Genomic DNA, 19,041 nt, shown 5'->3' on the forward strand with positions numbered 1-19,041 from the left:
TTATGGACATCGACTTTACAGTTACCGTATCTACGGACGGCAGTGCGCTCAACAATCCCAACGGTCCTATGGGCTGGGGTTGGGCAGAGCACACGGATAAAAATCCCGGTGGCGTTATCACCAGCATTACCGGTCACGCAGAGGACTGTGGCGGCGCTTCGAATGGTACCAACCAAATCGGAGAGCTGGCGGCAGTCCTGCAGTGCTTGCGCGCACATCCGGGTGCTTATCCACTGATTATCGAAACCGATTCGCAGTACGCTATTAAATGCTCCACCATTTGGCTAGTCGGTTGGAAAAAGAATGGCTGGAAGAATTCTCAGAAAAAGTCTGTGAAAAACGTGGAACTCATTCGCGCTATTGATGCCGAGCTCACCGCACGTGAGGGATCTGTTAAATTCGAATGGGTCAAGGGTCATGCAGGTAATTTCTATAACGAAAAAGTCGATGATTTGGCCCGTGGTTTTGCAGAAAAAGCCGGAAAGAAGTTGGTCGAAGGCTACATGCCGGACGAGGGGTGGCAGGTCCTGCTCAACGGAGCATTTGCGGATTTAGTAGAATTGCCGAGCGATTATGGCACCCAGAGTAAATCCTCTGATTCGGCTTCTGCTCCTGCCCCGGCTTCTGCTTCACAGGCGCTATTCGATGCTGAAGATTTTGTATCATCCAGCACACAGCAAACACCATCAGCCCCTGCACAGACAAATGCTGAAGCCGCAGAAGCACAGACAGACGCAGTCGAAGAAACAGCTTCTTCTCCTGCTCCGACTCCGGTCTCGAAACCACAATTTTTCGATCAGGCACTGTTTGAAGAGGACAACACAACGCTGAGTGAAGAGCTGATTTCACGACTGAATCAAGCCACAGAACGTTTCGATTTAGCTGCGCAACGTTTGCAATTAGCAAGCGAACACATGGATCAGGCGGTAGCAAAGCTGGATGAAGCAATTCGCCGCTTTGATGATGTGAGCTGGAAAAACAATCATCAGGACACGCTGTTTTAGCGAAACCTCGAATACACTCAACATATTCAAAATTCCAGCGCAAGCGTAGACTGATTACACACTATAAAGGAGGAAATATGGCAACTCAGGATGAACTGAAGAAGGCAGCAGGCATCGAAGCTGCAAAGCTTGTCAAGGACGGCATGACCGTTGGCCTGGGCACCGGCTCAACTGTGCGCTTCTTCGTAGACGAATTGGGTCGTCGCGTACAAGAAGAAGGTTTGAAGTTTACGGGCGTTACCACATCGGTACGCACGAAGGAGCAGGCTGAAGGTTACGGTATCACCATCGTAGATGTAGACGATGTGGAACGCATCGATGTCACGGTTGACGGCGCAGACGAGGTGGATGACCGTTTCGATGGCATCAAGGGCGGCGGCGCAGCATTGCTGTGGGAAAAGATCGTGGCTACCAACTCTGACAAAATCGTATGGATTGTAGACGAATCTAAGGTCGTATCCACCATCGGCAAATTCCCTCTGCCTGTGGAAGTCATCCCATTCGGCGCAGATCATGTGGTCAAGCTCTTCGAAAAGAAGGGTTACAAGCCAACGTTGCGTCTCGATGCTCAGGGCGAGCCTGTACGCACGGATGAAAAGAACTACGTGGTGGACTTGCATCTGGAGCGCATTGATCATCCTCAGGAGCTCGCAGAAGACTTGATCCACACCGTTGGCGTGGTCGAGCACGGATTGTTCCTCAACATGGTCGACACCGTTATCGTGGGCGATGAAAACGGCCCACGCATTTTGACGAACCCAAATAAGTAGTCCTTGTGCGATTGCACAATCACATGCACAATCGCACACATAATCACAGCTGAGCACGTGTACCCCACATGCTCAGCTTTTTTATTGCCTTTATTGCTTTTTTCCTTATAAAAAAGCCCTCACCCGCAGGCAAGGGCTTAACAAGGCTTAACGGTGCTTAACTAGGGCAAATTACTTGGATTTCGCTCCATAAATATCGTTATCGATAATATCCGCGAATCTGTCCACGATAACGTTGCGCTTTGCCTTGAGACTGGCTGTCAGCATGCCATTATCTTGGGTAAAACTCTCAGTCAAAATCTTGAATTTACGAATCGACTCAGCCCTCGACACTTGCTCGTTAGCATGGCTTACCGCTTGTTCAACTTCCGCAATAACCAACGGATTTTCGGCCGCCTCGGCAAGTGTACTCACTTCAGCAGCATTCTGCGCCTTCAACCACGCATTCGTATCGTTCATATCGAGCGTAACCAACGCGGCAATAAACGGCTTTTTGTCGCCAATAACCACACATTGATCCACGACTGGGGAAATCATGACAGAAGATTCCAACCCTACCGGGGACACATTCTTCCCACCGGCAGTGATAATCACATCCTTCTTACGCCCAGTGATCGTGATAAAACCGTCCTCGTCTATATCTCCTAAATCACCGGTATGCAGCCAGCCATCCGCGATTTGCGTTTCCGTAATTTCTGGATGGTTGTGATATCCGCGGCAAATGCTCTCCGACTTTATACACAGCTCTCCATCATCGGCAATACCAAAAGTAATGCCCTCCAAAGGTAGGCCTACGGTGCCAATTTTGTATCCCTGGGTCGGATTTACACAGGCTGGCGCACAAGTTTCCGTCATGCCATACCCCTCCAGCAAAGGCAGTCCCACACCATTAAAGAAGTGCGCAATGGAAGCATCCAGCGGGGCACCGCCAGACACCGCAAAATCCACCTGTCCACCAAATACATCCAAAATATTTTTGTAAATCAGATGGTCGTAAATATTGTATATTCTCTGCTGCATCCAGCTCAGCTTCTCGCCAGACTGTTGCATATGCGACCACTGACGCGCCATAGAAGCCGCACGCTCAAAAAGTTGACCAGCAAAGCCTTGTCCCGCCTTCTGCACAGCTGCATTGTACACCTTTTCAAAAATGCGTGGCACGGCCAAAATAAAGGTTGGCATAAAGGTCTGGAAGTCGTCGATAATCGTTTTCATATTGCCCGAAAGGCCGAGCACCGTATCCGAGCCAATGCAGTAGAACTGCATATAGCGCGCAAACACATGAGCCAGTGGCAGGAAGAGCAAAAGTCGCGCTCCACCCTCACGCCAGCAAATATCAGGCATGGATTGGATGCCCGAGTAGGCCGCAAATACGAAATTGCGATGGCTGAGCTCAATGCCCTTTGGCGTACCCGTGGAACCTGAAGTGTAAACGATGGTGGCCAGCGTATCACCGGAAACCTGACGCATTCTGCTCTCCAGCACTTCATCGGCAATATCCGCACCCGTCTGCATAATATCCTTCACAAACGGCACCGGTGCATTCTCATCATCCATCACAAACACAGTGAGTAGCTGCGGAATATCCTCACGAATTTCCGTAATTTTTGCCTTCTGATCTGCGTCTTCTACGAAAAAGTATTCGATGTGCGAGTCCAGAACGATGTTTTTAATCTGCGCTGGCGAATTCGTTTCATACACAGGTACGGTTACCGCGCCAATGCTCATAATGGCAAGATCCAACGCAGTCCATTCCCAGCGCGTGTGAGACAAAATGCCCACGGCTGTTCCCTGCTCTACGCCCAGTTTGATAAGACCTTTAGCCAAACCACGCACGATATCTTGGAATTCTTCTGCGGTGTAGGAAGCCCACGTGCCTTCTGCATTCTTGTATTCGATCAGTGTCTCGTGGGCTACACGGTGCACACGTTGGGCAAGAATTGAAAAGACATTATTATCCGAGTAAATGGGCACGGAAATTGGACGCGTGTATTCCTTGAGCATTCTCACAACCTTCGTATTTCTCTATAGATAAATTCATTGTATTGCGAGCACTCTAAGAGTTTCGGTGTAAGGCATGCGTATGGACACGGGCTGGGCAATCGCATGGAGAATAAACACGTGGAGAATAGAGAGAAGAAAATGGAGAAATGAAAAAGGAGCAAACCCTGTGGGCTTACTCCTCAAACACTTAAATTAAGACTACTTACGCTGGTGGCGAGTCTTACGCAGCATTTTGCGGTGCTTCTTCTTACTCATCCGCTTGCGGCGCTTCTTGATGACCGAACCCATCAGAGCCTCCTCTAGTAAATTGACAACTTTCCCTATGTTACTACGCATTGCAGACGGAGAGCCGATTTTCTCAAAATTTTCTCAAGTTTTGCGGCTGGTGCGAGAAAAACGTGGTATAACCCCGCCTTGGTTTAGGGCTAGTACGGGAAGCTCGAGAAGAAATTATTCACCGCATTCTTAGGGCCGGTGGCTTGGAAAATCATCGTATCATTTTGCCACACCACGACGGATTTGCTGCCATCTTCAGCATCTGCGTGAATTTCGTAGGTGCCCGTTTCGTTACCACCCACATTGACCTTGCCTGAAGCAGTTGCTTGGTTTCCCAGCGCTACGATTAAGGAATCATACTTTTCTTTAGCGTACTGAGCGGAAGTCCACTGACCGAAAATGATAGAAATATCCGCCTGAGAATCTCCCGTGGTATACGTCACTTCGTATTCTTCAACCGGGGAAGCCGCCTCCCATGACGTGGTGGTCTTCACCTCGCCGCGCGCATAAGAACCCACCGTATCCGGCAAGATTTTCTGCATCTGCGTAGCATTTTCCGGTAACGCCACCGGGTCCACGGCCACTACTTCAGCTTGACCTGTGGCTGTAGCAGAACTATTCGACGCAGTTTTCAGTGCCCATCCAGGCCACACAAAAGCGGACACAAGAGCCAGCACGATGATGCCGATAATCACGCCAATCACAATGCTGCGATTGCGATGAGAGACCTTATGCTGCTCCAACGCCTCTTTGGCAGCCTCTTGAGCCGACTGGGATGCGGCCTGGCTCTCTGGGTTCGCTGCATGCTGCGTGGTCGAATGTGTGCGAACCTCATGGCTCGCATTCTCTGCTTGCTCCTGCTTGTGTGAATCTGCACTACTGCTTTCAGTCATGCCACTATTGTTACACAAATTTGAGACGAGTATGTCTATATGCAAACTGCTTCCAAAGTACTGATAAAATTAAAATTACTCTAGAAAAGAAAGAGAAGGTAGCGCCATGTATCCTATCAATCGCGCAGCTTTAAAAAGTCAAGCCAAAGCTTCCCTGGCTGGAAAATGGGGCAAAGCAGTACTTGCAATCATTATCTATGAATTTATTGTGGGTATTCTTACCATTCCATCCACGATTTCCGCCCTCACAGGCATGCTCATGTATTCAAATTACGATAACTATTCCTCGTATTACAACACCTATGAGAGCAGTTTTGGATGGCTTTTCAGCATTGTTGCTGGCATTTTAAGCGTTATGCTGACCATCTTCTTCCTGCACATTGTGGATGGTACCGATGGTGATTTGGGTCAGGAGATTTCCAGCCCATTTGCACATGGTAAAGCTGGCGGCACACTGATCAACTGGTTCCTCACAGCCGTTTTTACCACATTGTGGAGCTTCCTCTTCGTTATTCCAGGCATCATCGCTTCTTACGCATACTCCATGAGCTACTACATTACGGAAGATTGGGGCAACCAAGGATACAAGGTGAAGTCTACCGAGGCCATTAAGGCTTCTAAGGAAATGATGCGCGGACATAAGGGCGAGCTTTTCGTTCTGGATTTGTCCTTCATCGGTTGGTATCTGCTCGTTGGTATTACCTTCGGCTTAGCAGGTTTGTATGTGCTGCCTTATCATCAGGCCACACGTGCGGCATACTACCGTGCATTGCTTGCTCAGCAGGCACAGATGAATGGAAACGGCGCTGCTCCACAAGGTTACGCTCCGCAGGGTTATGCGCCACAGGGTGGTTTTGCTCCACAAGGCTTTGCACCACAAGATCCACAGGCAAGCCCTTCAAATCCGTATGCACAGAACGCTCCTGCACAGGCAACTCAGGCTACCCAGAGCGCTTCACAAAGCGGCGCAGCACAATATGGCACACCACAGTATGGCGCAAACGGGCAAAATCCACCAGCTCAGCAACCTTATGGTCAGCAGAGCTATAGTCAGCAGAGCTACGGTCAGCCAGATATTAATCAGCCTGCTTATGGCCAGCCAACGCAAACAGCACAGCCTACTCAGCCAACCCAGTATTCTCAGCCAGTCGAGCCATCCCAACCCGCACAGACGGCTCAGGCTGCACAGCAGAGCACAAATCCATATGCTCAGCCAGAAACGAATACACCTCAGCCCAACGGAAACACCGATTTCACGCGTCCGGAATCATCGGGAAGTACGGACACTGGCAATAGCACCAGCCAGTTCTAAACGCGCTCCATTCTGAGACAGAAAAACATTCAATTCCAAGAGGTTCCAGAGAAATCTGGAGCCTCTTGCTTTTCCTATTGTGGATAACTCACCTGCGCTCTTCCGAGAGCTGAGTTGTCGGAGTGAAAAAATACAGTTGCCATATGGCTAAGAATGCAACGCAATTTGTGTGTACCGAATGCGGGTGGAATGGTACAAAATGGTTCGGCCGCTGCCCAAATTGCGGTGAATGGAGCACCATTCAAGAATTCCACGAAGCCCGCCCGCAGCGCAGTTCAAGCAAATCAAACGGTGGCATTTCCGCGGCTCCTTTGCACATGGATGTCAGTCATCTTGTTCGGCCAACCTCTGACGCATCCGTGAAACAACACGCGCGCATACACACTGGCTTTGAAGAGTATGACCGTGTACTCGGCGGAGGCATCGTCCCCGGAGCCGTTATTCTTATGGCGGGCGAACCGGGCATCGGCAAATCCACCCTCCTGTTGGAAACAGCTGGACACATTGCTGCACAGCAAGTCACCCTCGACCCTCACGCCAAAGTTTTGTACATTTCTGGTGAGGAATCTCTGGCTCAAATTCAAATGCGCGCCGCACGTATTGGCGCTTCGCATGAAAACTTGCTGATGGCCTCCACCACCGATCTCGATACGGTGTTGTCTCTTATCGAGCAAGAAAAACCCGTTCTGGCCGTTGTGGATTCCGCCCAAACTATTCAGTCGGCACACGTCGATGGCATCCCAGGCGGTTCCACGCAAGTGCGTGAAGTGGCTACCGCGTTGATAAATATGGCGAAGACGCATGATATTCCTATACTGCTGGTCGGGCATGTCACGAAAGATGGGTCCATCGCAGGACCGCGTACGCTGGAGCATCTCGTAGATGTGGTATGCCAGTTTGAAGGCGATACTCAAACTGCTCTGCGTCTACTGCGTTCTGTCAAAAATCGATTTGGACCTACGGATGAAATCGGATGCTTTGATATGAGTGGCGATGGCATCGAAGAAGTCACCGATCCGAGCGGCTTATTTATGAGCGATTCCGATGAAAATCCTGCCGGCACCTGCGTCAGCTTTACCATCGATGGACACCGCAGTTTGCCCATAGAAATTCAGGCCTTGGTGACAAACTCTGTCCTGCCGACCCCGCGTCGCGCGACCAACGGCGTGGATACCAATCGCCTTGCCATGCTGGTAGCTGTGCTGTACCGGCATACGCATATCAATCTACTGGCGCAAGACTTGTATGTATCCACCATCGCGGGCGGAGCCGCAAAAGAGCCAGCCTGCGACCTCGCGCTTGCGGCCGCTTTGGCGAGCGCGGCTTCAAACCAGCCTATTAACCGCACAACGGCGGCTATCGGCGAGGTATCCTTAACGGGTCAAGTCCGACCCGTTCCTCGGTTAAACCATCGCATTCGTGAGGCTGCTCGTCTAGGATTTACGAAGATTTTAGTACCGAAAATGCGCAATGGTGTGCAGTATGACAAGCCGCAAGGCGTCCAGCTCGTGGAGGTGTCCTCTTTAGGCGCAGTCATCCAAGAATTAGGCTTATCAAAGCACTAGCGGCAGCAGTCGCACAAGCCGTCGTGACAATTGTGCAATTTACAGGATGCTGAATTTCACCGCATCCGATTTCATCGTGTCATCGGCGCTGTTTATCAGTTCTGCAGTGTAGTCTCCGGCAGCTGCCACCGGAGCGGCTTCGCCCTCATTCATGCAGCCGTGGCCATTGGCGTTAACTTGCGCACGTGAGGAGATGGAATCGTCCACGGCTGTATTGGACACCGTACCATTCCATGTGGTGACCTTTTGGTAATTATCCGTTTGGCTCAGCAGGATATCTGCAGAATCTACCGAGCACGCGTCACTGCGCCAAATTTGCACGCCTTGATCATTGGAAATGACGATGACCATAGCATCATCGCTGGTATCGAGCAGGCAGTCCGTATCACCCTTATGCGTGAAATCCTTCGTAAAGGTCATGGTATTTCCAGAATACAGCGAGCTCTGATCTTCGATGAGCTTCATATCTACATCACTAGCGCTGCAATCTGGGATGCCCGAATCTTGCGCCTTTTCACTGCGGAAGTTTCCGCTCGATTCGGAAGAATTCTGCGCATCCTCTGCAGAAGTATCTTGAGAGGATGCGGATGTGCTGCTTGATGGGTCGGCATGTGAGGAGGCGGCAAAATAGCGCACGCCCCACACTGCAAGAACGACGATGCCCACCAGCGCCAGCAGAGCTACGATGCGCCGGATAAGGAATTTACGTGCCAATTTCTTCGATCGTTTTCTTTGTGCAGCCATGTTTTTAGTTTACTCGATAACCTTTATAACGATTATTGAAAATATTTCTGTTTATGGCAGGGCGAGGCTGTGATCTTCTGCGATGATAATCAGTCCATCCTCATCCAAACTGGCAATGCATTCGTCTAATTGAGCACGGTTTTCCCACACGGATTGAATCGCACTATACGGAAGCTTATGATTTTCGGCGTGACGCAAGGCCTTTAAAATTAAGCCGCGCACTTGGCGATTGGTGCCTTGGAAACTTTGTTTTGGCCGCGTGCGTTTTTCACCTAGGCCGGGGAAGCCGGCGGCAACAAAGGCGCAATTACTTTCGAGCGGGCACTGAGCGCACTGCGGGTTCTTAGCTGTGCAGACGGTGGCACCCAGCTCCATAGTGGCTTGATTCCACGTTACTGATTGCTGCACATCCTGCGGCAGTGTGGCTTGAGCGATGCGCTTTTCCTGTGCAGTGGTGGCTCCACCGCGAGATTCCTCCCCCGCCAAGGATCGCGAAAGCACGCGACGGATATTGGTGTCGATAACGGCTACTCGACGATGATAATGAAAAGCAAGCACCGCACTGGCCGTGTAATCGCCAATTCCTGGCAGAGCCACGAGATCGTCATACGTATCAGGCACCTTGCCCTCGTATTGGTCCACAATAGCTTGTGCACATTCACGCAATCTCAAAGCACGACGCGGATAACCCAAGGTCCCCCATGCTGTAATCACCTCTGCGGGCGTAGATTGAGCCAAATGAGCGGGCGTAGGCCACACATTCATCCAGTTCAGCCAATACGGAAGCACACGTGTCATCGGTGTTTGCTGACTCATCACCTCAGACAGCAGCACACCCCAAGCGGTGGTTTTCCCAAAGCGCCAAGGAAAATCTCGAGCCGACTGATGCCACCATCGCTCCAGTTCTGGATAGAGTTTCTGAGCCGCTTGTGCAAAATTCTTCTGGTCTGTCATCGTTACTATTGTCGTGCATATGACGAACGAGCAAAACACAAGTGCGCACGATTCTACAAACGCCGCACAAAATCCAGCCACGGCTACACGTAAAATTCCGCAGGCGGCCGTGCAAGAGCAGACGGCCATGTTTGAGTATGGGTACCGCAAAAAGACCTATGCGCCCGATGAGCTCATTACCGATGCTCATGGCAATCCTATTACCGTTTCTGACACCATGCTGACCGCCATTGAGGCGAGCAAACGCGTCACGCAAACGCCACACCTGTGCTTCTATGAGCCACGCATTCCCGGAAATACGGGTTCTGCCATCCGCCTGTGTGCGGTAACGGGTTCGATTTTGCACCTCATCGAGCCGCTGGGCTTTGATTTGAAGGACACGAAGCTACGCCGTGCGGGCTTGGATTATCACGATATGGCTCATGTGGTGATTCATCCGAGCTTCGAAGCCATGGTGGAAGCCATGCCAGACTCGCGCATTATCGCATTTACCGCATACGCGGAGAAGACCTATACGGAGATTGAGTATAGGCCTACGGATATTTTGCTCTTTGGCCCAGAGCCCGGCGATATCCCAGATCCGATGGATGTTTTCTTTGGCCCTCATGTGGCAGAGCAGGTGAAGCTGCCGATGCGTCCGAGCTTGCGTTCCCTGAATCTGACGAATACGGCGTCTATCGCCTTGTATGAAGCTTGGCGCCAGCTCGGTTTTTCAGGCGCGGGCGAAACGGAAGAATTGTAATACGCGAAAGTCACCGACCATCGCAACTGAGCATGTGCGTTACTGGGCCATGCTCAGCTTTTTAACCTCTCGACTCCTGCTTCTGAGCCGCGCATCCAGTATGTTCCTTAAAATCGTTATACTTTAGGTACATGCGGATTTCCGTATAATTCTAGCCTTCCAACTTTCAAGGATTCGTCATGAATAAAGCCATTATCACCGTTGTCGGTCAGGATACCGTTGGCATTATTGCTCGCGTGTGTACATATTTATCTGAGTCTCACGTGAATGTTCTCGATATTTCGCAAACCATTATCGATGGTTTCTTCAACATGATGATGATTGTGGACTACTCGCAATCGACTGTGGAATTTGATGAGCTTACCCAGCAGCTGGAGAAAATTGGCGAAAATATTGGCGTAAATGTGCGTTGCCAGCGCGAGGAAATTTTCACTAAAATGCACCGCATCTAAACCGAAAAGAATTATTCATCCGTATTTCGGCGAGGACTAAGGAGTTTCTTCATGCTGAATATTATGGAAGTCCATGAGACGAACCAAATGATCGAGCAGGAAAAGCTCGATGTGCGCACAATTACTATGGGTATTTCGCTGCTCGACTGTGTCAGCGATGACGTAGATGTGTTGTGTGAAAAGATTTATAACAAAATTACGACTTATGCCAAGGACCTCATTCAGGTGGGGCAGGATATCGAGCGCGATTACGGCATTCCTATTGTAAACAAGCGCATTTCCGTCACGCCTATTTCCTTGGTGGGCGCCAGCGCCTGCACAACCACCGAAGATTATGTGAAGGTCTGCCAGACATTGGATCGTGCAGCAAAAACCGTGGGCGTAAACTTCCTCGGTGGTTTCTCTGCCTTGGTTTCTAAGGGTATGACGCCTTCTGAAGAGCTTCTCATCCGTTCTCTTCCTCAAGCTTTGTCTACTACCGATTTCGTCTGCGCTTCCGTGAATGTGGGCTCCACCCGTACCGGACTGGATATGGATGCGGTGGCCTTGATGGGTCAGGTGATTCGCGAGGTTTCTGAGGCTACTGCCGATCAAGATTCCTTGGGCAATGCCAAGCTCGTGGTCTTCTGCAATGCGCCAGATGACAATCCATTTATGGCCGGTGCTTTCCACGGCGTCACGGAAGGCGATGTGGTCATCAATGTGGGTGTTTCCGGACCGGGCGTGGTGTCGCGCGCACTGGATGAGGCCAAGGGTAAGGATTTTGAATTCTTGTGCGAAACCATTAAGCGCACGGCCTTTAAGATTACGCGCGTGGGTCAACTCGTGGCTCAGGAGGCTTCTGCGCGTTTGGGCGTGCCTTTCGGCATTATCGACCTGTCGCTGGCTCCAACGCCTGCTGTAGGCGACTCCGTGGGTGAGATCTTAGAAAAGATTGGTCTCTCTCAGGTCGGTGGTCCGGGAACGACTGCGGCTTTGGCTATGCTCAACGATCAGGTGAAGAAGGGCGGCATTATGGCCTCCAGCTATGTGGGTGGCCTGTCTGGTGCGTTTATCCCAGTTTCCGAGGATAAGAACATGATTGATGCTGCTACGAATGGCAATCTGACCATCGAGAAGCTCGAGGCTATGACCTGCGTCTGCTCGGTGGGCTTGGATATGATTGCTATCCCAGGCGACACCACCGCTGCAACCATTTCGGGTATTATCGCGGATGAAGCAGCCATTGGCATGATTAATCAGAAAACTACAGCCGTACGCGTAATTCCTGTTATTGGCAAGAAGGTGGGCGATACCGCTGAATTCGGTGGACTTTTGGGTCGTGCACCAATTATGCCGGTGAATACCTCAGATTGTTCTGAATTCGTGTATCGTGGCGGACACATTCCAGCCCCTGTACACAGCTTTAAGAATTAATTCGACTCTTATAATTCTTGTGCTCCACGTGTGATTTTCACACGTGGAGCACAATTGTATGCTGCGGTATTTTGCGCGAAACTTACCGCACCCGCTCTGCAGGATTGGACGCTACTACCGCGAGCGCGCGCGGAGCATTCCAGCCCTTTTCTTCAAAGGTGTCTGCGATCTTTTGAGCGATATGAATGGCTTCGCCCTTATCTACCAAGGCGATAATGGATCCGCCAAAGCCACCGCCCGTCATGCGTGCACCATAGGCACCATTGTCACGTGCCACGTCCACAGCCACATCCAGCTGAGGTACGGTGACTTCATAGTCATCTCGCAAGGAATTATGTGAGCCATTGAGTAATGCGCCCGATGTTTGGACATCGCCGTCTTTAAAGGCATCGACAAATTCAGTAACGCGGCCAATTTCGGTAATCACGTGGCGCACGCGCTTCTTTGCTTCTTCCGTATCCAAACGTTCCAACACTGCATCCAAGGCAAGAGCACGTTCTTTTTCCGGCAAAGCATGGATACGGTCTGCCACCACGCGTAAGGATGCAACGCCCAGCTTTTCCGCGGATTCTTCGCATACCCGGCGACGCGACTCGTACTGTCCATCATTTAAGGAGTGCGGTGCTTGCGTATCCAGCACGAGCAATTCCAATCCCAGCTTATCCAAATCGAAATCATGCTGGGATGCACTCTCCATGGCAGACAGAGCCGGATTAAAGTCAAGGAGCAGAGCCTTACCCGCCTGGCAACGCATGGAGGCAGATTGATCCAAACCACCCGTTGCAGCGCCGGCCATATCATTCTCGGCTGCCATAGCCATCGAGATGAGGAATACACGGCCTTCATCACTATTGCCGTGGCCCAGTCCATACACGTCATCCAAGGCCAAGGCCGTGGAGCAGGTCATAGCCGCCGATGAGCTCAATCCACCGCCTAGAGGCACACTGGAGGAAAAAGCTGCATCGAAGCCCTGGACCTTATCGCCGTATCCTCCACGTTCGCGCAATGCCCACGCCACACCTGCTGGGTAAGCGGCCCAACCATCGACGCCGCCCGCTTCCAAGCCTGCGAGATCCGTTTCTGTTACCTTACCCTCAGACAGGGTGGAGATGACGCGTACCTTTGTATCTTCACGCGGGGAGAGCGCAATAAATGTGCGATGAGGCAGTGCAATAGGCAAGCACAAGCCCTCGTTGTAATCCGTATGCTCGCCAATGATATTGACACGGCCAGGCGCATCCCACACACCTTCTGGTGCATAACCAAAGCTCTGCTCAAAAAGCTCTGTTGCTGCGCGAGAGCCGTCTTCAACGTTGAGCACGTCAATAAATTCAATCTGTGCCATAGTAGTACTCCTAGTCCGTCACGTCCGAGATATCGATGGAGCCCAATTCATGGAATCGTGCAGCTATCTTTTCTGGCGTGGTATCTGAAATCCACGCTGCCATGCCCGACTCGGATCCCGCTAAATACTTGATCTTATTTGCCGAACGGCGGAAGGAGAAGAATTGCAGATTCAAACGGTAATTCTCTCGCCTCTCATCGTGGATAGGAGCCTGATGCCATGCCGAAATATATGGCAGATCCATGCCCTTGCCATCGCCCGTATCGAAGAATGCATTGCCCCGCTTAAGAAGCTGCGAGTACATCTGCGCCAAGCCCCAGCGCTCCTCATCATTCAATTCCTCGAGGGTGCGTACATCGTCACGCAGAGGCTGCACATGCACCTCGAGCGGCCAGCGCGCAGCGGCAGGCACATAACCCACCCACGTATCATTGCGTAGCACGATACGCTGATTGGCTTCAATTTCAGCCTTCTTTAAGTCGGTCAGCAAGTCTGTACCATTCTTTTCGAAATATGCCTGCGTATGTTGCAATTCGGTTTCCAGACGTGGCGCAATGAATGGATAGCAATAAATCTGGCCGTGCGGATGAGAGAGGGAAACGCCAATTTCCTGACCGTGATTTTCGAATGGGAAAATCTGCTCGATGCCTTCGATAGCGCTAATTTCCGCTGTTCTAAACGCCCATGCCTCTACAACCGTGCGCATACGCTTCAAAGAAAGATCTGCTGGAAGACCCTTTTCATTCGGGTCGAAGCAGACGACCTCGCAGCGTCCCACGGCTGGCTTGGACTTCCACAAGGGATTGCCATCCACATGGGTTACCACATCTGGAATACCCGGCACACGCGTCATAGATGGGAAACGATTTTCAAAAACTACGACGTTGTAATCCGTATCTGGCACTTCGCCATCTTGGTAAGGATCGCCTGGCTTGCGTGCCGCCAGAGGATTTCCCGAGGCTGTGGTGTTTGGACCGGCTGTAATTGGCCTATTCATACGGGCCGTGGCCATAGGAATCCAGTCACCTGTCAACGGATCTTGGCGCATTTCAGGAGCCTGAACAGGCATAGGATTGCCCTCGCCATCGATGCCTGGCTCATAACGATTGGTCAACTGGCGAGGGTCTACCAACTCGCGTGTCTTTTCACCAGAAACGTACTGCTTGTCATCATCGAGATAGAAGAAATCTCGACCGTCAGACAACGTCGTCTGTGTGATACGAATATTTTCTGAAGCGTACCGTCCTGGTACGTACTGTGTGAATGTACTCATGTCTCACAGTATACCAAAATATTGTCCCAAACTGTGCGATTTATGTGAGTTTATGTTATAAACTTGTCAAAACATGAGTTTTTCTTCAATAATCTTTCTCACGATGCCACAAACTCTCACAACACGCAGAGCGAGAATTTCATGCACGCACATTTCCTAGAGCTAATCGGCAATGATAAGATTTCGCGCCACCTCACGCGTGGCCGCCACATCTTCCGGACTGATACCAGAATCCGTAATAATCGTATCCACATCATCGAAGCCTGCAAACAGCGACAGCGAGGTTAGCTGCCACTTCGTGTGATCCGTGAGCACAATCGTGTGGTTGGCGATGGACATCAACGCAGCCGCCGTAGAGGACTCCAAAGAATTAGGCGTCAAGAAACCGCGCGGCACCGACACCGAATGCGTACCCAAGAAAAGCAGATTCACACGGAGTGAAGAAATCACGCGATCTGCAAGGGGTCCCACCAAGGAGTTGGAGCGCGTCGTCACACCACCCGTTACAATGACTTCCACATCCTTATTTTCTGCGGTTTGGACAAGTTCCGCCACCGGCAAAGAATTCGTCAAAATGGTAATGCCTGTAGAATTTTCGCTTTCCAGCAGGTGCTGCGCAAACACATAGGTGGTCGAACCACCGCCGATAGCAATCACATCGCCCGGCTGCACCAGCTCCACCGCCTTCATCGCAATGGAATCCTTTAGACCTACATCCATTTGAGACTTCACGGCGAACAACGGCTCTGCCAGCAGGGTCGAGCTCGACACAGCTCCACCGTGCACGCGCTTAACCAAGCCCTTATCCGCCAGTTCTGCGATGTCACGACGAATCGTCATAGCTGACACGCCAAACTCATCCGCGAGTCCCGCAATGCGTACAGCACCACGCGTGCGCAAACGACCAAGAATTAATTGTTGCCTCTGTGAAGAAATCATGTGAACATTATCGCACAATTTCGAGCGTAAAACCAAACAGAATTAACCATTTCTTTAAAAGAAACTAAAAACATTGACACGATTTCATCCAGTTTGACTATTATGGAAGAAGTTTGTTGTAAACCGCGTTGAACAGAGGGATGAAAACGCATGATCGCTGACCCAAAGATGCTAAGCGATGACACTCTCAGCGTTGAAGAGCGTACGCTTCTACATACTGCGCTTTTTGAACACGTGTCATTAGATGATGCTCACCAACTCTTGCCATATCTGGAGCATCACACCTATAACAAAGGCGACTATATCTTCCACGAAGGCGATGAAGATACCAATATGTACATTATTGAGCGAGGTCGCATCAAGCTTACACGCGAATCGTACGATTATCGCGTACAGCTTCTCAGCATTGCCGGCGCTGGGGAGATTGCCGGCGAAATTCCGGTTTTTGATCCTCATGGCGGGCCGCGCACCGCATCGGCTATCAGCATGGTCAATGGTACTTCTACGCTGTCATTGACCTCTGAAGTGCTTTTCTCTTGGCTGGGAGAGCATCCGCGTGTCGCTGTGAATATGCTGCAAGTGTTGGCAAATCGCATGCGTCGCAATAATGAACGCATCAGCGATTTGGTCTTTATGGATGTACCTGCACGTTTGTCTAAGACGTTGATCGATTTGGCCAAGCGTTTCGGTGAACCGACGGTGCAAGGTTTGGTCGTCCCTCATGATTTAACGCAGGAGGAACTGGCGCAGCTGGTGGGCACCTCGCGCGAAACCGTCAATAAGGCTTTGATGGACTTTACAAATCGCGGCTGGATTGCTCGCGAGGGTCGCACCATTATTATTTACCAGCCAGGTAATTTAATTCTTCGCGCACGCCACTAACGACATCAGATGCTGGTCGACGTGTGTGCCCGCGTGCACATGCGCGCCCACGTCGACCTAGATTTTCAGGGCCTTATCACTGTGAAATGTGCGAACTTCCCGCTTATTTCCAGTAAACGCACAGCGAAGTGAACTATTATGAGTGGTTTTCGTAGCGATATTGTGCCGTCCTCTTAAGCACCTCTTTTCAAGGGCATATATCACGCTAAAATAGGGCTCATGTCTGAAGAAACCGGGAAGAAAAAACCACTGACAGCAAAGCGTGTGTTCACACTGCTTTTGTCGTATCTTTTATTCTGCGTTATGGGCGGCGTTGTAGCCTCTGGCGTGGTGATGCCAGCAGTTGTGGGCGCAAGCGTGATTACAAACGCGATTGAGCCACAGATGAGTGCTGGACTGGATGATGTGAATTTTGATCTGGAAGATCTTCCACAGCAGTCCCGCATGTACGCTTCTGATGGCACTACCCTCATCGCTACCTTCTACACGCAAAACCGCATTATTGTGCCTCTGAAGGATATTTCTCAGATCATGCAGCAGGCGGTGGTCGCGCGTGAGGACCGCCGATTCTTTGAGCATTCCGGCGTGGATGCTACGGGCGTGTTGCGCGCATTTGTTCAGACGTATATTTCCAAAGGCGACACCCAGGGTGGCTCTACGCTGACCCAGCAATATGTGAAAAATATTTTGATCGATCAGGCAAACAATGCCGACGATCCAATTGCTGCATATCACGCTCAGGAAGATACCATTGCTCGTAAGTTGCGCGAAATGCTCTTGGCCGTGCAATTGGAAAAATCATATTCCAAGGCCGAAATTTTGCAAGGCTATCTCAATATCGCTCAGTTCGGTTCCGGCGTGTATGGTGTAGAAACGGCGGCTCGTCGTTACTTTAATATCAGCGCAAAGGATTTAAATCTTGGTCAGGCGGCCATGATTGCTGCCATTACCAAGAATCCTCAGGCATATGATCCAACGCTCCATCCGGATGCGGCTCAGCAGCAGCGCGATATCGTGCTCGATTTGATGCAGGGACAAGGCTACGCCAGCGAAGAAGAGGTTGCTCAAGCCAAAGCTGTCAATGTTTCAGACATGTTGGATGTGCAGGATGTGCCGGTTGGTTGCCAAACCGCTGGAAATGCTGCATATTTCTGCGATTATGTGGTCAATAAGATTCTATCTTCCTCGCAATTCGGCGAAACCCGTGATGACAGGCGCAAGCTCTTGTATCAGGGTGGTCTCAACATTGTCACCACCATGGATGTTACCGCGCAGAATGCAGCTTCGGATGCGGTGCGCGCCGCTGTACCGGAGGACGATGCCTCGGGCATCGAGTCCATTATCGCTGCTATCAAGCCTGGCACCGGCGAGGTGCTTGCACTAGCTCAAAATCGTACCTACGATGCGTCAGCCGACGCTTCTGGCACGCATACGGCTGTAAATTATGCGGTAGATCAAGAGGATGGTGGTGCGCAGGGTGTGCTACCAGGTTCTACTTTTAAGCCCATTAACTTGGTGGCATGGCTCCAAAACGGACATTATGCCAACGAAAGCTTGGCTACATACACCTCGTACGCCAATTCTAGCTTCCCGTGCAATATGACTACGACGGGCACATGGCAGGTGCAAAATGCAACGGGTGGTACGGTCAGCCCAGAAACGCCATATCAAGGTATTTTGCGCTCTCATAACACCACGCAGGCGTCTATGGCCCAAAAGATTGGTCTGTGCGCCATTGCAGATACGGCAACGGCTCTGGGTTATCACAACGCCATTACCAACCAGAGCGATATCCACGACACGCTGTTTGCACCAATGGTTATCGGTTCTTTGAACGTAGCACCGCTGACCATGGCAAATGTGTACGCCACCATTGCTGCCAAGGGTGTGAAGTGCGACCCTATTGCTATCTCCAAGGTGGAAAAGGATGGCACCGAGTACGAAGTTCCATCTGCGAACTGTGCTCAAGCTATTCCTGAGAATGTGGCACAAACCGTGTCTTACGTGCTGAACCAGTCAGCAACGGTCGGTTTGGCAACGTCTGCAAACCTGTCGAACCGCAAGACTTACGCGAAAACTGGTACGGCTGAGGATTACTTCCTCTCCACCGCCGCCTTTACCAACGGTGTTTCCGTATTCGGCGTAGCTGGAAATATGGAGTCCCAGCTGGCGTTGACGGGCCGCACCATTAACGGCGTCACACGTCGAAATTGGTATGGTGAGTACGTGGCTGCGCCTATGGTGAAGCAATTCCTGACGACGTACACCACGGAGGCAAATATCCCAGACGATACCAGCTACGGCGTGGCGGATAACACCTTAATGAATGGCTCAGGTCGCTCCTCGTCCAGTAGCAGCACGACGACGAATAATTCAAATAACAGCAACAACAGTAGCAATAACAACAATTAGACGGCTACGTTGCCTATACAAGTGGTGGCGGAAATCCTCTAGTCAGGATTTCCGCCAC

General features: G+C 50.9%; 17 protein-coding genes. 9 read left to right on the forward strand and 8 right to left on the reverse strand.

What is annotated here, in order from left to right; all coding sequences use genetic code 11:
• Positions 1 to 2: 2 nt before the first annotated feature.
• On the forward strand, positions 3 to 1,004 hold the full coding sequence (locus tag D570_RS0105085) for a ribonuclease H family protein (RefSeq protein ID WP_018143319.1): 1,002 nt from the start codon (positions 3 to 5) through the stop codon (positions 1,002 to 1,004).
• Positions 1,005 to 1,081: 77 nt separating this feature from the next.
• A complete protein-coding gene (rpiA, locus tag D570_RS0105090; RefSeq protein WP_018143320.1) occupies positions 1,082 to 1,774 on the forward strand; it encodes a ribose-5-phosphate isomerase RpiA in 693 nt (230 codons plus the stop codon).
• 171 nt (positions 1,775 to 1,945) lie between these two features.
• Here rpiA and D570_RS0105095 read toward each other — a convergent pair whose 3' ends face one another.
• The 3 genes from D570_RS0105095 to D570_RS0105105 all read right to left on the reverse strand — a co-directional run bounded on the left by D570_RS0105095 (position 1,946) and on the right by D570_RS0105105 (position 4,947).
• The gene (locus D570_RS0105095) at positions 1,946 to 3,778 is read right to left on the reverse strand and encodes an AMP-dependent synthetase/ligase (protein WP_018143321.1); all 1,833 of its coding nucleotides are present in this window, start codon (positions 3,776 to 3,778) and stop codon (positions 1,946 to 1,948) included.
• 198 nt (positions 3,779 to 3,976) lie between these two features.
• Positions 3,977 to 4,066 (reverse strand): 30S ribosomal protein bS22, encoded by a 90-nt coding sequence (locus D570_RS09310; RefSeq protein WP_003817716.1) that lies wholly within the window; start codon positions 4,064 to 4,066, stop codon positions 3,977 to 3,979.
• 137 nt (positions 4,067 to 4,203) lie between these two features.
• Positions 4,204 to 4,947, reverse strand: a complete 744-nt coding sequence (locus D570_RS0105105) for a hypothetical protein (RefSeq protein ID WP_018143323.1) — start codon at positions 4,945 to 4,947, stop codon at positions 4,204 to 4,206.
• 106 nt (positions 4,948 to 5,053) lie between these two features.
• Here D570_RS0105105 and D570_RS09085 point away from each other — a divergent pair, with 106 nt between their 5' ends.
• Positions 5,054 to 6,259, forward strand: a complete 1,206-nt coding sequence (locus tag D570_RS09085) for a DUF975 family protein (protein WP_018143324.1) — start codon at positions 5,054 to 5,056, stop codon at positions 6,257 to 6,259.
• A gap of 143 nt (positions 6,260 to 6,402) precedes the next feature.
• Entirely contained in the window at positions 6,403 to 7,824 is a 1,422-nt protein-coding gene (gene radA / locus D570_RS0105115; protein ID WP_018143325.1) for a DNA repair protein RadA, read from the forward strand.
• Between the two features lie 39 nt (positions 7,825 to 7,863).
• On the opposite strand, the gene D570_RS0105120 is transcribed toward radA, so the two are convergent.
• Together D570_RS0105120 and D570_RS0105125 are read right to left on the reverse strand one after the other, a co-directional pair.
• A complete protein-coding gene (locus D570_RS0105120) occupies positions 7,864 to 8,568 on the reverse strand; it encodes a hypothetical protein (RefSeq protein ID WP_018143326.1) in 705 nt (234 codons plus the stop codon).
• A gap of 51 nt (positions 8,569 to 8,619) precedes the next feature.
• Entirely contained in the window at positions 8,620 to 9,522 is a 903-nt protein-coding gene (locus D570_RS0105125; protein ID WP_018143327.1) for an HhH-GPD family protein, read from the reverse strand.
• A gap of 19 nt (positions 9,523 to 9,541) precedes the next feature.
• Here D570_RS0105125 and D570_RS0105130 point away from each other — a divergent pair, with 19 nt between their 5' ends.
• The 3 genes from D570_RS0105130 (at position 9,542) to D570_RS0105140 (ending at position 12,132) form a co-directional block, all read left to right on the forward strand.
• A complete protein-coding gene (locus D570_RS0105130) occupies positions 9,542 to 10,264 on the forward strand; it encodes a tRNA (cytidine(34)-2'-O)-methyltransferase (protein WP_018143328.1) in 723 nt (240 codons plus the stop codon).
• A 179-nt stretch (positions 10,265 to 10,443) separates the two neighbouring features.
• Positions 10,444 to 10,716 carry an ACT domain-containing protein gene (locus D570_RS0105135; protein WP_018143329.1) on the forward strand — a complete coding sequence of 91 codons (273 nt, stop codon included), beginning with the start codon at positions 10,444 to 10,446 and terminating at the stop codon, positions 10,714 to 10,716.
• 51 nt (positions 10,717 to 10,767) lie between these two features.
• Positions 10,768 to 12,132, forward strand: coding sequence for a PFL family protein (locus D570_RS0105140; RefSeq protein WP_018143330.1), 1,365 nt, complete (start codon positions 10,768 to 10,770; stop codon positions 12,130 to 12,132).
• 82 nt (positions 12,133 to 12,214) lie between these two features.
• Here the strand turns inward: D570_RS0105140 and galK are convergent, their stop codons facing one another.
• From galK to D570_RS0105155, 3 genes are all read right to left on the reverse strand, one after another.
• Positions 12,215 to 13,477, reverse strand: a complete 1,263-nt coding sequence (galK, locus tag D570_RS0105145; RefSeq protein WP_018143331.1) for a galactokinase — start codon at positions 13,475 to 13,477, stop codon at positions 12,215 to 12,217.
• A gap of 10 nt (positions 13,478 to 13,487) precedes the next feature.
• Positions 13,488 to 14,750, reverse strand: a complete 1,263-nt coding sequence (gene galT / locus D570_RS0105150) for a galactose-1-phosphate uridylyltransferase (RefSeq protein WP_018143332.1) — start codon at positions 14,748 to 14,750, stop codon at positions 13,488 to 13,490.
• Between the two features lie 162 nt (positions 14,751 to 14,912).
• On the reverse strand, positions 14,913 to 15,689 hold the full coding sequence (locus D570_RS0105155; RefSeq protein WP_026181906.1) for a DeoR/GlpR family DNA-binding transcription regulator: 777 nt from the start codon (positions 15,687 to 15,689) through the stop codon (positions 14,913 to 14,915).
• A 150-nt stretch (positions 15,690 to 15,839) separates the two neighbouring features.
• Between D570_RS0105155 and D570_RS0105160 the strand changes: the two genes are divergently transcribed.
• Positions 15,840 to 16,571 carry a Crp/Fnr family transcriptional regulator gene (locus tag D570_RS0105160; protein ID WP_018143334.1) on the forward strand — a complete coding sequence of 244 codons (732 nt, stop codon included), beginning with the start codon at positions 15,840 to 15,842 and terminating at the stop codon, positions 16,569 to 16,571.
• Between the two features lie 219 nt (positions 16,572 to 16,790).
• Positions 16,791 to 18,983: a transglycosylase domain-containing protein gene (locus tag D570_RS0105165; RefSeq protein WP_018143335.1), complete on the forward strand. Its 2,193-nt coding sequence runs from the start codon at positions 16,791 to 16,793 to the stop codon at positions 18,981 to 18,983.
• Positions 18,984 to 19,041: the final 58 nt, after the last annotated feature.

It is taken from the genome of Alloscardovia criceti DSM 17774 (genome assembly GCF_000376885.1).
GTDB lineage: Bacteria > Actinomycetota > Actinomycetes > Actinomycetales > Bifidobacteriaceae > Alloscardovia > Alloscardovia criceti.